The sequence below is a fragment of the Polaribacter sp. 2405UD43-2 genome (genome assembly GCF_058147125.1).
In genome coordinates this window covers 1-16,235 of the sequence record NZ_JBYVJX010000001.1, presented here as the reverse complement: position 1 = coordinate 16,235, position 16,235 = coordinate 1, and the positions used below count along the sequence as shown (strand labels likewise).

The following is a 16,235-nucleotide window of genomic DNA, read 5'->3' as shown; positions in this document are numbered from 1 at the left end:
ACAAAGTTACTTCTTTTATAAAAAGTGATTTACTGTTTTGTAAACAATTTAACTATTTTAATGGAAGTTTAAGACTTATTTAACAATAAAAATAAAATTACCTAAATTCAACCACCCTTTTTTGTTAAAATATTATGAATTCTTCTAACTTGAAGTTTTGTTTCTTCGATAGAATTATTGATTATTAAGTAGTTAGATTGTAAAACTTTTTTATCTTCTATCCATTGATTTTTTATCCTATTCTCTGCTTCTATTTTAGAACAGTTATCGCGAAGCATAATTCTTTCTATTCTAGCTTCTTTTGATGCAAAAACAGAAATAACACAATCGCATAACAAGTTACTTTTACTCTCAAATAAAATGGCATTTTCGTAAAGAATATATTCTTTATTGCTATTGTTTTTTACAAATTCTTGAAAATGTTTTTTTACTTCTGGATGTACAATTGCATTTAAAACCTCTAGTTTTTCTTTATCATTAAAAACGATGTCTGCAATATATTTTCTGTTTAATTTATTTTGGATGTAACTCTGTTCTCCAAATTCTCTTACAAGTTTTTGTTTGATTACCGAAGAAGAATTCATTCGTTTTTTTGCCTCAACATCTGCAAAATAAACAACAATATTTTTAAATTCTAAAAATAATTTGGCAACAGTTGTTTTGCCACTTCCTATGCCACCTGTTAAGCCAACTATCATTTTATTTCTGAATTAAAAAATCAATTTTATTAGGTATCACTTTTACACTTTTTAATGAGTTAGGTTTTAAAACAACTTTTGGAATTAAGTAATTTAAATTATTTTTTTCTGAAACCTTATAATCACATTCTATTGTAAAAGAATCTTCATCAATTTTATTAAATTGAGATAGCGCAACAACATAAATAACTTCTACTGTTTTAGTTAACGTTGTTAACGATACTTTTTCGGGTAAATTAACAACTGTAAATGGCAAGTTTAAACTTCCTTCTGTAAATTTTTCTACATTTCCTTTTACAATCACTTCACTTTTATCAACCTGTAAATTAGATAGTTGACTGTTATTAATTTTAACTTTTTCAGAAAAACTAGACTTTACATCTTTTAATTGTAGCGTATTAAGTTGCAAGGAATTAATTTCTTTAATTATAGCTTCTGGACCAGAAATTACAACGCTGTCTGGTTCTAATTCTATTTTTTTTGATAAGTCATATCCAATATGATAATCAATCTCTAAATTAGGAATTACAGGTACTTTTTTAGACAATAAGCTACCCAAGCTTAAGTAAATTGTATCTAAAGAAAACTCTTGCAATTCCATACCAGAACGCAATTGCTTCTGTATATTTATCTTTTGATTTCTTGTTAAAAAATAATATAAATTTAAAGATTTCTTGTTTAAATTATTAGCATTTAGTGCTATTTCATTTTTACCAAGTCTAGCTCTTAAAATATTAAACCCAGATGATTTTACTGTAATATCTAAGGCTTTAAGAGGTTCTTTTTGTAATAATTTGTTTTGCGGAATGTTTTTATAATGCACTAAAAAAGTTAGCGTACTTGTATATTCTTTAGACAAAGTAATTATAAACCAAATTACTATTGAAGCTATTAAAAAACCAATAAAACTTTTCGATATTTTTTTTGTCTTTCTCAAAATGACTTTAGATTTTTATGCAATCTACACAAAAGCTTGTAAACAAAAAAGTGAGCAGTATCTAAAAAGATAAAGCTCACTTAATTTTTAAAAATTTACTTTTTATTTTTTAGCAGGAGCTAAATATTTTTTACTTAATTCCATAGAAATTGCAGAGCGTTCAAACTTAATTTTACCTGCACCTGTTTCTACAGTTATTGTATTATCTGTATTGTTAATTTCAGCAATTTTACCGTGAATTCCGCTAGAAGTCACAACTTTTGCTCCTTTTTTAATTTCTGCCTGAAAAGCTTTTTCTTTCTTTTGACGACTCATTTGTGGTCTTATCATAAAGAAATAAAACACAACAATAATTGCTAAAAAAGGTAACATACTCATTAGGCTACCAGAAGCTTCTTGTAAAGCTATAATTGTAAAATTCATTATTTTTTTGTTTTTGGTGTAACAGAACCTTTTAATGTTAATACTTCTCTACCTGATTCTGTATTAGTAGATAATGTAATTGTTTTTTGTTGTCTATTAGGTTTACCAGCAGTATCAAATCTTACTTTAATTTCTCCTGTACCACCTGGTTTTATAGGTGCTTTTGGCCAAACAGGAACTGTACAACCACAAGATGGTTGTGCATTTGTAATTACTAAATCTGTTTTACCTGTATTTGTTAACTTAAAAGAGGTTTCAACAATATCTCCTTCTTTTACGGTGCCAAAATCATACACTTTACTATCAAAAGATATTAATGCTGTTCCTTTTTTTATTTCTGCATCTCTATTAGCTGCATTTTCTAAATTTTCTTTATTAATTTTTTTTGTTGCATTTCCTCCATCTTTACACGCTGTAAAAAAAGAACTTGCTATCACTAAAGCTAATAAAAATGTTATTTTTTTCATCTCGATTATAATTTTTGTAAAAATAATAAATTAATTATGGTACACAATAAAGTTAGAGTAAACCTCTACCAATTTTAACTATTTTTTTGTTCTTTAAAAATTCTTTAGAAATTTTATCTAAAACTCCGTTTATAAAGTAGCTACTTCTTTCGGTAGAATAATCTTTAGAAACCTCTATATATTCGTTAATGGTTACTCTTGTTGGTATAGATGGGAAATTTACAAACTCAGTAATTGCCATTTTAATCAAAATCATATCTATATCAGCAATTCTATCTGTTTCCCAATTGGGTGTTTTTTCTTCTATATCTTTTTCGTATTCTTTGTGTTTTAAAACTGTTTTCTTAAACAAGTTTGATACAAAATCTTCATCATCTGTATCTTTATACAAACTGCCCAACATAAAAGTTTTATTGGGTTTGCATTTGCTTAAAGACTTTACCACCCAAGTATTTACAAACGGAATATCATCTACCCAAGAAATCATCTTGTCTTCATAATACTCAGCTAATTTTTCGTTGGGAGCTATAATTTCTTTAAAAAAATCAATTGTAAAAGCCTTATCAACTTTAAAAGAACCTTCTATTGTATCTAAATATCTTTTGTATAAATCGCTTTTTTGTAATTCATCAAAAATAATTTTTACATACTCATCATCTAATTCCCAATTTTTTAAATTGTTAACTTCAATATAACTCTCAACACTTATGCTTTCTGCAATTGCGTTAATTATTTTATTGTCTATAAATTTGGTGTTTGGGTCTAAATCTTCTTTAGTGGCAAGGATTTTCTTTTTAGAAAGTGCCATTTTTTTGGATGCCAATTTTTGTACTTCAACTAATAATTGAAGATTTAAAACGTACAAATCGAACATTTTTAAAATACTATGTTTTAAAAATTTTTCTTCTCTAATAATGTCATCATTATGAGATTGTAACATAGCGTACACAGATTGCATTACTTTAACTCGAATATGTCTTCTGTTTATCATTTTCTAAAGAACTTGAATAAATTTCGATGCAAAAGTAAGGTTATTTTATTTTTATTCTTTAACCTTTTTAATTCTTTTTTAAGAAAAATTTTTGTGGTTAATCTTGTATCTTCGTGCTTTATTTTTTAGTTGATAAATATTCTCTTTTGAAAGAACTTAAATACATAAACAAATACTTTTCTAAATATAAATGGCGCATACTTGCTGGGCTTGTTATTACCATTTTATCTAAGCTTTTAGCTTTAAAAGTTCCGCAAATTATAGGAGATTCTTTAAATATTATTGAAGATTATCAAAAAGGAATTGTTACTGATTTAGAAGTTGTTAAACATCAATTATTAATAAATGTACTCGTTATTATTGGGGTTGCATTATTGGCTGGTTTTTTTACTTTTTTGATGAGACAAACTATAATTGTAACTTCTAGATTGATAGAATTTGATTTAAAAAACGAGATTTATCAACAATACCAAAGATTATCACTTAATTTTTACAAAAAAAATAGAACAGGAGATTTAATGAATAGAATTTCTGAAGATGTTTCTAAAGTAAGAATGTATGTGGGTCCAGCAGTTATGTACAGTATGAATATGATGGTGCTTTTTGCAGTTGGTTTTACGCAAATGATTAGTATTGATGTAAAATTAACAATGTACACGCTAATTCCTTTTCCATTGCTATCTATTTCTATCTTTTTACTGAGTAAAGTTATTCATAAAAGAAGTGCTATTGTTCAGCAATATTTATCAAAATTAACTACGTTTAATCAAGAATTTTTTTCAGGTATAAATGTGGTAAAATCTTACGGAATAGAAGCATCTATCATTAAAGATTTTGATGAAATAGCAGACCAAAGCAAAGAAAAAAACATTCATTTACACAAAGCAAATGCATTATTTTTTCCGTTGATGATTTTACTCATTGGAATCAGTAATTTATTGGTAATTTATATTGGCGGAAAACAATACATTAATGATGAAATTCAAATAGGAACCATTATCGAATTTATGTTGTATGTAAATATTCTTACTTGGCCAGTTGCTGTAGTGGGTTGGGTAACTTCTATGGTACAACAAGCAGAAGCTTCTCAACTAAGAATTAATGAATTTTTAAAACAGGTTCCAGAAATTCAGAATAGCAATAATTCATCAACAAAACTAAAAGGAAATGTAACTTTTAAAGATGTAACTTTTACTTATGATGATACAAACATTACTGCATTAAAAAGCATTAATTTCTTTGTAAAATCTGGAGAAACACTAGCTATTTTAGGCAAAACAGGTTCAGGTAAATCTACTATTATCGAACTAATTTCTAGGTTGTATGACACCCAACAAGGAAGCATTTTACTAGACAACAACCCCATAAAAGAAGCCAATTTAAACGATGTTCGTAAGCAAATTGGTTTTGTACCTCAAGATCCTTTTTTATTCTCAGAAAGTATAGAAGACAACATTAAATTTGGTAAAGAAGATGCCACAAAAGATGAAATAATTACTGCTGCTAAAAACGCAGATGTTCATAAAAATATTATCGATTTTCCTAAAGGATATCAAACCATTCTAGGTGAACGTGGTGTAACACTTTCTGGCGGACAAAAACAACGGGTTTCTATTGCTAGAGCAATTATTAAAAAACCTAAAATTTTAATTTTTGATGATTGTTTGTCTGCGGTAGATACAGAAACTGAAGAAAAAATCTTATCGAATTTAGAGCGAATTTCTAAAAATATTACCACTTTTATAATCAGTCATAGAGTTTCATCAGCAAAAAATGCAGATAAAATTATTGTTTTAGATAATGGAAAAATCACCCAACAAGGAACTCATAATCAACTAATAACAGAAGATGGGTACTACAAAGATTTGTATGAACAACAACTTTTAGAAAAAGAAATGTAATCTTTAACATTGCTACATTAAATAATTTATTAGATTTGTTAAGTATAACAAACAATTTATAACAACTATTTTAAAAGAATTATGGCAGAGAGAGTTGAACAAGAAGAAATTTTTTCGCAAGTATTAAGAGCAGGAAGAAGAACGTATTTTTTCGATGTTAGAGCAACAAAAGCTGATGACTACTACTTAACAGTTACAGAGAGTAAAAAATTTACACATGATGATGGTTCTTTCCATTACCAAAAACACAAAATCTACTTATATAAAGAAGATTTTACAGATTTTAAAGAAATGTTAGGCAAAGCAACTGACTATATTTTAAATGAAAAAGGTAGTGAAGTAATTAGCGAACGCCATCAAAAAGATTTTAAGAAAGAAGAAACAACTGAAGATAAAAAGTCTGCACAAAGTTTTACAGACGTTTCTTTTGACGATATTTAAAGGTTACAGACCTTTTTTGTATGAGCTAGTTTATGTAAAAACATTTTATAAATTCTCTCACAAAAACAATTTCAATTCAAATCAATTTTACACTTAAAAGCCGTAAGTTTACTACTTGCGGTTTTTTTATAAAACTTTTTTCATAGTCTTACTTTTGGCAATCGTTTCCTCCCATTCTTTTGTAGCATTACTATCTTTTGTAATTCCTCCTCCAACATAAATTGATGCGATATTTCCATCTATATTCATACATCTTAAATTTACAAAAAGTGAAGAATTTTTATTTTCAAAATTTAATTCTCCTAAAAAACCAGTGTAAAAAGTTCTTGAGTAATTTTCATTTTTATTGATAAATCTTTTAGCAATTTCTCTTGGCAAACCGCAAACTGCTGGCGTTGGATGCAAAGCGCTAAGTAAAGTTTTAAGTGTTGATTTTTGAGTGTTAAATTTTCCAAAAACTTTCGTTTTTAAATGCAATAAATTTCCTGCTTTTACAGTTTCAATTTTGTTAATTTCTAAATTAGTAGCAATATCTATTAATTGAGATTCTATAAAATTGGTAACCAATTGCTGTTCTTCCAATTCTTTACTTTGCCAAACAACCGCTTCATTTTCAACATATAATTGAGTTCCTGCCAAAGACATTGTTTTAAAATTGTTGTTAGAAATATACAAAAGCGTTTCTGGAGTTGCACCAAACCAAAGTCCTACTTTTGGATGAAACCAAACATAAACAAAGGCATTAGAATACGTTTGTAATAATTTTTTAAAAGTAGTTAAAACACTAAAACCATTGAGTTCTACCTCTTCTTTTCTAGAAATTACTACTTTTTTTAATTCGGTTTTTTTTATTTTTTCAATTGCTTTTTCAACTAACTTAATATGGTTTTCTTTATCAGAAATGTTAGTGTTGCTAAAATTGTCATTTATAATAAACTCTTTATCTAAAACAAGTTTCTCGGTTATAAACTCAGCATTATTTTTAGAAAACAAAATAGCTTTTTCATCACTATTAAAAGGAGCAAAAACAAATCCGCTTTCATTAAAATTTGATGTATAATCTATTGTATCATCCTTTAAAAAAAAGGCAGAAACAATTTCTGAATTTGGTTTTCTATAAACTACAAAAGGCAAGTTATTCTTAAAATAACTTTCAATTTTATTAAAAATGATACGCATTAAAATTGATGAATTACTTTTTATTTAAAACAATATTGGTCATTTTGGCAACTGAAATTAAATCGCCGTTTTCATCAACAATTCTAACCTCCCATAAATGTGTAGTTTTACCTTTATGAATATTTTTAGCAGTCGCAAAAACCATCCCTTCTCGTTTACTTTTAATATGATTTATAGATAATTGAATTCCGTTAATAAATTGATTTTCAACATCAATAAAAAAATTAGAAGCAGCACTACCAACACTTTCTGCCAAAGCTGCAGTTGCACCTCCATGCAATTGTCCGTAAGGCTGATAAACCTTAGAGTTTACAGGCATTTTTGCTGTTAAAAAATCATTACCAACAGCAACATATTCAATAGCAAGCGTTTCCATTAACGTATTTTTGGTACGATCGTTAAACGCTTTTAAAATAGTAGTTGTATCCATATCATTACAATTGTAGTGTAAAAGTACATATAAAAAATTGTATTTTTGCCACAGAAAAGTGAAAGCATTTTATGTACAAAATACGCGTAATTTTAGATACCAAAGAAGATATAATTAGAACTCTTTTGGTTGACAACCACCTAAATTTAGAAGATTTGCACTTCATTATTGCAAAATCTTTTGGTTTTGAAGCTCAAGAAATGGCTTCTTTTTATAGAACGGATGAACAATGGAATCAAGGAGAAGAAATTCCATTATTTAATATGGAAGAAGCTGGCGAAGGTATTTCTATGCAAAAGTGTATTTTAAAGGATACTTTACCAAAAGAAAACAATAAACTAATTTATGTTTATGATTTTTTAAATATGTGGACTTTCTATGTTGATGTTGTAGAAATTTCTGATGATAAAAGAGAAGATTTACCACAAACGATACTTTCTGTTGGAGAAATTCCTGCTGAAGCACCAGAAAAAGAATTTAAAGCAGATAAATTAGAAAGTGATTTTGATGAAGATAATGATGATTTTGATCCTTTTGATGATTTCGATTTTAATGAATATTAATAAACGTGTAATCGAGTAATTGTTTAAGTGTGTAAGCGTAATTTTAACAATTAAACAATTACACGCATCACAATTACACATTTTCTAGTAACAAAATTGTAAATTAGTCGTCTTATTTAAATAATCGACTAAAACAATTTCTTTGGAAACGATCTTATCTCTTAAAAATCTCGATAAAAAATACGGACAAGTTCATGCAGTAAATAATCTTTCTTTTGATATTCAAAAAGGAAATGTTTACGGAATTTTAGGTCCAAACGGAAGTGGAAAATCTACCACTTTAGGTATCATTTTAAATGTTGTTAATAAAACTTCTGGTAATTTTTCTTGGTTTAATGGAAAGCTAACCACACATGAAGCATTAAAAAAAGTAGGCGCAATTATAGAGCGTCCTAACTTTTACCCTTATATGACTGCTGCTCAAAATTTAGCTTTGATTTGCAAAATAAAAGGAATTACAACAAATAATATTGACGAAAAACTAACTACTGTAAATCTTTTTGAAAGAAGAAATAGTAAATTCAAAACTTTTTCTTTAGGAATGAAACAGCGATTGGCAATAGCCTCTGCATTATTAAATGATCCAGAAATTTTAATTTTAGACGAGCCAACAAATGGTTTAGACCCTCAAGGAATTCATGAAATTCGTCAGATTATAAAAAAAATTGCTTCAAACGGAACTACTATTTTATTGGCTTCACATCTTTTAGATGAAGTAGAAAAAGTATGCTCTCATGTTGTTGTTATTAGAAAAGGAGTAAAATTATACAGTGGTAGAGTTGATGAAATGACAGCTTCTAACGGTTTATTCGAATTAAAAGTTGAATCTGATGAAGATAAACTAATATCAATTTTAGAAAAACATACTGCCATTGGTAAAATAGCTAAAGAACACGAAACTATTATTGCAACTTTAAACAGCAGTATTTCATCCACAGAAATTAATGAATATCTGTTTAAAAACGGAATTACGTTATCACATCTAGTAAAACGTAAACCAAGTTTAGAACAACAATTCTTAGATTTAACAAACAACAACTAATCAACTTATAAAACACAAAGTTATGTTAAGACTATTAACTATAGAATTTCATAAATTAAGATATAATAAAGCAAGTAAAGTGCTCTCTCTTATTTATTTTGGTTTGCTTACCTCTATTGCGCTAATTGCTGCAATTAAGTTTGATATTGGCCCTGTTAAATTTCATTTGGCTGATGCTGGTATTTTTAATTTTCCTTACGTCTGGCATTTTAATACTTATATGGCAGCCATTTTAAAGTTCTTTTTATTACTTGTTATAGTCTCAATGATGGCAAACGAATACAGCTATAAGACCTTAAAACAAAATTTAATTGATGGTTTAAGCAAAAAAGAATTTATCTTATCTAAATTTTATACAGTAATTGTATTTGCACTTATATCTACACTTTTTGTTTTTGTAGTTTCATTAATTTTAGGTTTAGTTTATTCTGATTATAATGAAATTGCAATTATTACTTCTGATTTAGAATACTTATTAGCTTTCTTTATAAAACTTGTTGGTTTCTTTTCTATGGGATTATTCTTCGGGATTTTAGTAAAACGTTCTGCTTTTGCGGTTGGAGCTATGGTTGTATGGCTAATTATAGAAAGTATGTTTAAAGGCTATTTATTTTGGACTTTTAAAGATTCTGAAAATACTTCTGAAAAAGTAGATGCCATTATGCAATTTTTACCTTTAGAAGCAATGGCTAACCTTATAAAAGAACCTTTTTCTAGATTAGGAGCTGTTAGATCTGTGGCAAATCAGGTAGGAGAAACATTTACAAAAACATATGATGTTGAGTTTACAAACATTATAATTGTATCTGTTTGGACGTTTGTTTTCATTTATTTATCTTATACATTGTTAAAAAAGAGAGATTTATAATACTTTTTAAATATATTTGACCATATAAGTATTGAAATATCGTCAAATGAAGAAATCTTATCTATTTTTACTACTCTTTTTTACACTAAATATATTTGCTCAAAAAGAAGCCAACTTTTGGTATTTTGGAGAAAATGCTGGTTTAGATTTCAGTTCTGGCACACCAGTTTCTATAACAGGTACCCTTTCTACTGATGAGGGTTCAACCTCAATTTCAAATTCATTGGGGGAATTACAATTTTATACTGATGGCTCAACTGTTTATAAAGCAGATGGTAGAGAAATGATTAATGGTTCTGATTTAAAAGGACATCCTTCTAGTGCTCAATCTGCCATTATTATTCCAAAACCTTTAAGTACTAATATTTATTATATTTTTACCGTAGGAAATCAAGGTGGTGATGATGGCGTTTTATATTCAGAAGTTGATATGTCGCTTAATGCAGGAGAAGGAGAAGTAACAAAAAAGAATTTAATTTTAACAGGAGCAGAAAACTCAAGAGAAAAAATTACAGCAGTAAGAGGAACAACTTGTAATACATTTTGGGTGGTAACTTCAGACCACGATAAATTTTATTCATATTTAATAGACTATACTGGAGTTAATACAATACCAAAAAAAAAAGATGCACATACATCTATTGATAGTACAAGAGGGTATTTAAAGTTTTCGCCTGATGGTACTAAATTAGTTAGTGCAAGCCCAAGTGGTACATTTATTTATGATTTTGATGCTCTAACAGGAACAATTAGCAATGAAATGCAATTAAGTATTTCTAGAGGTTATGGAGCTGAATTCTCTAGAACCGGAGAAAAACTCTATATTTCTTCTGGTAGACATAGCCAGTTTACTAGAATAGGAGGACCAAGAAACCCACCAAATACTGCAACAATTGTACAATTTGATTTAACTTCTGGAAACATAAACACAATAAACTCTAGTCTTAAAGAAATTTATAGGACTAACTCTGGTTATAGAGGAGCGCTACAATTAGCTACCAATGGAAAAATATATTACGCTAGAAGTAGAACAAATAGTTTAGGAGTAATTAATTTTCCTGAAAAAGACAGTAGTAATGTTGATTTTGTTGAAAATGGCATAAACTTAGGGTCTAACTTAAGTACAGAAGGACTCCCGCCTTTTATACAATCTTATTTTTTACCCATAGAAATAAAAGATGAAAACTTGCTACTAACAAACGACATTACAATAGAAAGATGTAAAGGAGAGGCTTTTAAAATTACCCCAGCAAGCATTACATCTACAGGAACTGTAACTTATGAGTGGACTTTTAATGATTCTCCAACATTACTAAATAGCGCCAACAATCCTATTCTGGAAAAAAATAATTTAGATATATCAAATTCTGGCTTGTATAAACTTAAAGTTAAACTTATTGATAAATGTAGCAATACTGTTGAATATAATGCTAATTTTAATTTAAAAGTGAATCCCAAACCAACTATCAATACAATACCTGTATATGAACAATGCGATTATGATTCTAACTCTATAGATGGAAAAACTTTTTTTAATTTAAAATCTAAAGAAAAAGCGTTATCTAATAATGCCACAGATGTAACTGTAGATTTTTTTGAACCCACTGATACAGGTTATACTTCTCCTATCACTAATAAAGTAGGCTATATAAACAAAACGGCTTTTAATCATCAATTATTAGTTAGAATAAAAAATACGGTTACAGGCTGTTCTACTAATGGTACATTAGCACTAAAAGTAAACCCAACTTCTGGTAGTTTTAGTTTTTATGATAACATTTATGAATCAGAATTAAATATATCTACATCTCCAAAAATATATAGTGAAGGTTCTAATGATGCTATTTTTGATTTTGAAAAAAAAATAGATGCCATAATTTTAGCAACCAAAAATGTTTTTAATAGAATAGATAATCAATTTTCTTTTTATCGATCTTCAGAAGATGCAGCAAAAGAAATTAATAAAATTGAACCTCCTTATAATACATATCGCTTTACAAATGATACAGATATCTACATAAGAATTTCTAAAAATAATACTTGCGAAGCAATTGGTAAATTTAAACTAAAGGTTAACAAAAGACCTGTACCAAAAGGAAACCCAAACCCTGTATATTTATGTGTAAACAACCCCAAAGATAATCCGCAATTGCTAACAACAGACTTAGATGCTAACACAGGCAATATCAATCATACTTATCAATGGTTTCTAAATGATATTCCTATTACTGGCGAAACAGCAGCTATTCATAAAGCAAAAAAAGAAGGAACTTATAAAGTTGAAGCTTACCAAAGTTATAGCAATAGTCCATCTAGCACAGATGATTCTACAACCTTAGGTTACAACACTTTTACCGTTATTGAATCTAACAAAGCGCTGATAGAATCTATAGATTTTAAAGATGACCAAGACAACCCAAATGAAAACAAAATAACAATAAAAATATCTGGAATAGGAAATTACGAATATGCAATTAATAGCAAAACATCTTCTAGTTTTGTTAAAGGAACAGAAAATTTATCTTACACATTTACCAATGTAAAACCTGGATTAAATACAATCTACATTAACGATGTTAATGGTTGTGGAATTTCAACCTCTAAAGAAATTTCATTTGTGTTTTTTCAACGATTTTTTACTCCAAATGGTGATAATAAATTTGATACCTGGAAAATTGAAGGCGTTGATAATTCTTTCTACACAGTAGCCAAAATAGATATTTTTGATAGATATGGAAAATTATTAAAATCAATCGATTTAAAAACTGAACAAGGCTGGAATGGCATAAATAATGGTAAACAAATGCCAGAAGACAACTATTGGTATAGTGCCACACTTATAGATATTAATAATAATATTAGAAGTAAAAAAGGACATTTTTCTCTTTTAAAAAAATAAAAACTTTGAGATAAAAACTTGACATAAATACGGATACATTTTTTACAAAGTATCCGTATTTTTACAATATGGAATTTAAACTTGTATCAGAATTTTCTCCAACAGGAGATCAACCAGAAGCCATAAAAGAACTCTCTAAAGGAATTTTAGCTGGCGAAAAATTTCAAACTTTATTAGGCGTAACTGGTTCTGGTAAAACTTTTTCTGTGGCAAATGTTATCAAAGAAGTAAAAAAACCTACACTAGTTTTAGCACATAATAAAACGTTGGCGGCACAATTATATTCAGAATTCAAACAGTTTTTTCCAGAAAATGCTGTTGAGTATTTTGTTTCTTATTACGATTATTATCAACCAGAAGCCTATATTCCTGTAACAGGAACTTACATCGAAAAAGATTTATCAATAAATGATGATATAGAACGTCTGCGTTTAAGCACCACTTCTTCCCTACTTTCTGGCAGACGAGATGTACTAGTAGTTGCCTCAGTTTCTTGTTTATACGGAATTGGAAACCCTACAGAATTTAAGAAAAATGTAATTCCGATTCAAGTTGGGCAACTTATTTCTAGAACCAAATTTTTGCATCAATTGGTAACAAGTTTATACTCGAGAACCGAGCACGAAATTAAAAGCGGAACTTTTAAAGTAAAAGGTGATGTGGTTACAATTTATCCTTCTTATGGAGATAATGGTTACAGAATTCATTTTTTTGGCGATGAAATCGAAGAAATAGAATCGTTTGATTTAGAAAGTCAAACTGTTTTAGAAAAGTTTAATGAACTCACAATTTATCCAGCAAACTTGTTTGTAACATCTCCTGATGTCTTGCAAAATGCCATTCATTCTATTCAAGAAGATATGATGAAACAGGTAGATTACTTTAAAGAAATTGGCAAACATTTAGAAGCAAAACGTTTAAAAGAGCGTACAGAGTTCGATTTAGAAATGATTCGTGAATTGGGTTATTGTTCAGGAATAGAAAATTATTCTCGTTATTTAGATGGCAGAAATCCTGGAACAAGACCATTCTGTTTGTTAGATTATTTTCCAGATGATTATTTAATGATTATTGATGAAAGCCACGTTACTGTTCCGCAAACCCACGCAATGTATGGAGGAGACAGAAGCAGAAAAGAAAACTTAGTAGAATATGGTTTTCGTTTACCAGCAGCAATGGACAATCGTCCTTTAAAATTTGAAGAATTTGAAGCCATTCAGAATCAAACTATTTTTGTTTCTGCAACTCCAGCAGATTACGAATTACAAAAAACAGAAGGTGTTTTTGTAGAACAAATTATCAGGCCAACAGGTTTATTAGATCCGCCAATAGAAATCAGACCCAGTTTAAATCAAATTGATGATTTAATTGAAGAAATACAAATTCGGGTAGAAAAAGACGAACGTACTTTAGTCACCACTTTAACCAAAAGAATGGCAGAAGAACTCACTAAATATCTAGCAAGAGTAGATATACGTTGTAGATATATTCATTCTGATGTAGATACTTTAGAACGTGTAGAAATTATGCAAGATTTGCGCAAAGGTTTGTTTGATGTTTTAATTGGAGTAAACCTTTTAAGAGAAGGTTTAGATTTACCAGAAGTTTCTTTAGTTGCCATTTTAGATGCAGATAAAGAAGGTTTTTTACGTTCTCACAGATCTTTAACGCAAACTGTTGGTAGAGCAGCAAGAAACGTAAATGGTTTGGCAATTATGTATGCAGATAAAATTACCAACAGTATGCAAAAAACGATGGATGAAACAGAACGCAGACGTGAAAAACAAATAGCTTACAACACAGCAAACAACATCACTCCAACTCAAATCAACAAAAAAATTGATGATACTTTGTCTAAATCAGCAATTTCTAGTTATCATTATGATAACGCACAACAAGTGGCAGCAGAACAAGATTTACAATATTTACCCAAAAAAGAAATAGAAAAACGCATTAGAGAAAAACGCAAACAAATGGAAACTGCAGCTAAAGCATTAGACTTTATTGTAGCAGCTAAACTACGTGATGAGATTGCTATTTTGAGAGAAAAAATTTAATATATTCTAATTCTGGAATTTTGTATATTTATCTAAAATTGTTTGATGGAAGAAAATAAAATTTTAGAAAATATAACAAAAAGCATAAGCAATAAATTAAAAGCTCCAATAATTATTACTTATGTATGTGTTCTTATTATTTTTAACTGGGATATATTGTTTTTCCTTTTTTTTGAAAATATTCCTGCGAGTCAAAAAATTAAACAAATTAAAATAAACTATCAAGATTCATATTACACAAGAATTTTAATTTGTTTATGTATTTCCATAATACTAATATTATTATTTACAATTCTTAACACAACTATTAATTTTTGTCTTAAGTGGTTTTACAGAAAAGATAAAGAAATATCATCTGAAATAAATAATTATGAAAATATAAACTCTCTAACAGAACAGCTTTCTCAATCAATAGAAAATAACAAATCGTTAGAATCTCAAATTAAAAATTTAAGAAATATAAATAAAAAACTAACAACAAAAAATTTAGATGTTAAAGTATCAGATATTTCTAAAAAAGACTACGATACATTATTACATAATATAGACACAAAATACAATAAAGAAAAACTTCTATTTTCCTTAAAAGAGTTAATCAACATTCTTAAAAAGGATTCTAAAATTGAATTAATTAAAGTTGTTAATTCTGCTACATATCAAAAGGATATGAAAGAACTAATAGGCATATTAAAAAACCTCAATCTATTTCAAGAAGAAAGAATATGGAGAAACAGTAATCACGCTTACATATTTAATTTAAGTCCTTCTTTCAATGACTTTTTAAAAATGGAATTATAATAAAAAACCTCACTTTTCAGTGAGGCTTTCAAATATATTTTAAATGTCTCGTCCTGAAATAGCGTTACACTAAATTTTAAGTGTAATGAAAACAAACTATGTAAAACGTACTCAAAAAGACTATACTATGTCTTTTAAGTTAGAAGTGGTTCGGGAAATTGAGCAAGGAGAACTGACACGTTCCCAGGCATTAGACAATTATGGTATTCAAGCAAAATCTACTATTAGAGATTGGCTCAAGAAATATGGTAACTTTGATTGTGAAAATCAAAGTTATAAACCAATGTCAAAAAGTCCACAACAGCGTATTATAGAACTTGAAGAGAAAATCAAGTTATTAGAGAAGCAAAAAGCCAGAGCAGAACATTTAGCAGAACGAGCTGATAAGAAGGCTATTTTGTTTGATATGATGATTGACTTAGCAGAGAAAGAGTTTAATATTCCTATCAGAAAAAACTCAAAACCCAAGTAATCGATATGTTTACAATACATTATAATGAGAGTATCTCATCTACCTGTGAGTTACTTGGGGTAAGCAGAC

16 protein-coding genes are annotated in these 16,235 nt (G+C 28.3%); 9 read left to right on the top strand and 7 right to left on the bottom strand.

Annotated elements, in window-relative coordinates:
• Nucleotides 1-107 precede the first annotated feature (107 nt).
• The 5 genes from coaE to nusB form a co-directional block, all read right to left on the bottom strand.
• Complete coding sequence (coaE, locus tag ACY2RX_RS00080; RefSeq protein WP_490101912.1) at nucleotides 108-698, bottom strand: dephospho-CoA kinase; 591 nt, start codon at nucleotides 696-698, stop codon at nucleotides 108-110.
• Nucleotide 699: 1 nt separating this feature from the next.
• A complete protein-coding gene (locus ACY2RX_RS00075) occupies nucleotides 700-1,635 on the bottom strand; it encodes a CdaR family protein (protein WP_490101911.1) in 936 nt (311 codons plus the stop codon).
• A 102-nt stretch (nucleotides 1,636-1,737) separates the two neighbouring features.
• Nucleotides 1,738-2,058, bottom strand: a complete 321-nt coding sequence (gene yajC / locus ACY2RX_RS00070; protein WP_490101910.1) for a preprotein translocase subunit YajC — start codon at nucleotides 2,056-2,058, stop codon at nucleotides 1,738-1,740.
• Nucleotides 2,058-2,525, bottom strand: a complete 468-nt coding sequence (locus ACY2RX_RS00065) for a DUF1573 domain-containing protein (protein ID WP_490101909.1) — start codon at nucleotides 2,523-2,525, stop codon at nucleotides 2,058-2,060. The genes yajC and ACY2RX_RS00065 overlap by 1 nt, the downstream gene beginning before the upstream one ends.
• A gap of 52 nt (nucleotides 2,526-2,577) precedes the next feature.
• Nucleotides 2,578-3,516: a transcription antitermination factor NusB gene (nusB, locus tag ACY2RX_RS00060; protein WP_490101908.1), complete on the bottom strand. Its 939-nt coding sequence runs from the start codon at nucleotides 3,514-3,516 to the stop codon at nucleotides 2,578-2,580.
• A gap of 146 nt (nucleotides 3,517-3,662) precedes the next feature.
• On the opposite strand from nusB, the gene ACY2RX_RS00055 reads away from it, so the two are divergent.
• A complete protein-coding gene (locus tag ACY2RX_RS00055) occupies nucleotides 3,663-5,417 on the top strand; it encodes an ABC transporter ATP-binding protein (protein WP_490101907.1) in 1,755 nt (584 codons plus the stop codon).
• Nucleotides 5,418-5,498: 81 nt separating this feature from the next.
• The gene (locus ACY2RX_RS00050; RefSeq protein ID WP_490101906.1) at nucleotides 5,499-5,858 is read left to right on the top strand and encodes a PUR family DNA/RNA-binding protein; all 360 of its coding nucleotides are present in this window, start codon (nucleotides 5,499-5,501) and stop codon (nucleotides 5,856-5,858) included.
• 126 nt (nucleotides 5,859-5,984) lie between these two features.
• Here ACY2RX_RS00050 and ACY2RX_RS00045 read toward each other — a convergent pair whose 3' ends face one another.
• Nucleotides 5,985-7,037 (bottom strand): chorismate-binding protein, encoded by a 1,053-nt coding sequence (locus ACY2RX_RS00045; RefSeq protein WP_490101905.1) that lies wholly within the window; start codon nucleotides 7,035-7,037, stop codon nucleotides 5,985-5,987.
• 13 nt (nucleotides 7,038-7,050) lie between these two features.
• Nucleotides 7,051-7,467 carry a PaaI family thioesterase gene (locus tag ACY2RX_RS00040; RefSeq protein ID WP_490101904.1) on the bottom strand — a complete coding sequence of 139 codons (417 nt, stop codon included), beginning with the start codon at nucleotides 7,465-7,467 and terminating at the stop codon, nucleotides 7,051-7,053.
• Between the two features lie 71 nt (nucleotides 7,468-7,538).
• Between ACY2RX_RS00040 and ACY2RX_RS00035 the strand changes: the two genes are divergently transcribed.
• The 7 genes from ACY2RX_RS00035 (at nucleotide 7,539) to ACY2RX_RS00005 (ending at nucleotide 16,166) form a co-directional block, all read left to right on the top strand.
• Nucleotides 7,539-8,030, top strand: coding sequence for an IS1096 element passenger TnpR family protein (locus tag ACY2RX_RS00035; protein WP_490101903.1), 492 nt, complete (start codon nucleotides 7,539-7,541; stop codon nucleotides 8,028-8,030).
• Between the two features lie 142 nt (nucleotides 8,031-8,172).
• Nucleotides 8,173-9,072: an ABC transporter ATP-binding protein gene (locus tag ACY2RX_RS00030; RefSeq protein WP_490101902.1), complete on the top strand. Its 900-nt coding sequence runs from the start codon at nucleotides 8,173-8,175 to the stop codon at nucleotides 9,070-9,072.
• A gap of 22 nt (nucleotides 9,073-9,094) precedes the next feature.
• Entirely contained in the window at nucleotides 9,095-9,940 is an 846-nt protein-coding gene (locus tag ACY2RX_RS00025) for an ABC transporter permease (protein ID WP_490101901.1), read from the top strand.
• Nucleotides 9,941-9,986: 46 nt separating this feature from the next.
• Nucleotides 9,987-12,839: a T9SS type B sorting domain-containing protein gene (locus ACY2RX_RS00020; protein ID WP_490101900.1), complete on the top strand. Its 2,853-nt coding sequence runs from the start codon at nucleotides 9,987-9,989 to the stop codon at nucleotides 12,837-12,839.
• A gap of 68 nt (nucleotides 12,840-12,907) precedes the next feature.
• Nucleotides 12,908-14,896, top strand: coding sequence for an excinuclease ABC subunit UvrB (gene uvrB, locus ACY2RX_RS00015; RefSeq protein ID WP_490101899.1), 1,989 nt, complete (start codon nucleotides 12,908-12,910; stop codon nucleotides 14,894-14,896).
• A gap of 45 nt (nucleotides 14,897-14,941) precedes the next feature.
• Nucleotides 14,942-15,694, top strand: coding sequence for a hypothetical protein (locus tag ACY2RX_RS00010; protein ID WP_490101898.1), 753 nt, complete (start codon nucleotides 14,942-14,944; stop codon nucleotides 15,692-15,694).
• An 85-nt stretch (nucleotides 15,695-15,779) separates the two neighbouring features.
• A complete protein-coding gene (locus ACY2RX_RS00005) occupies nucleotides 15,780-16,166 on the top strand; it encodes a transposase (RefSeq protein WP_490101897.1) in 387 nt (128 codons plus the stop codon).
• The last annotated feature ends 69 nt before the right edge of the window (nucleotides 16,167-16,235 follow it).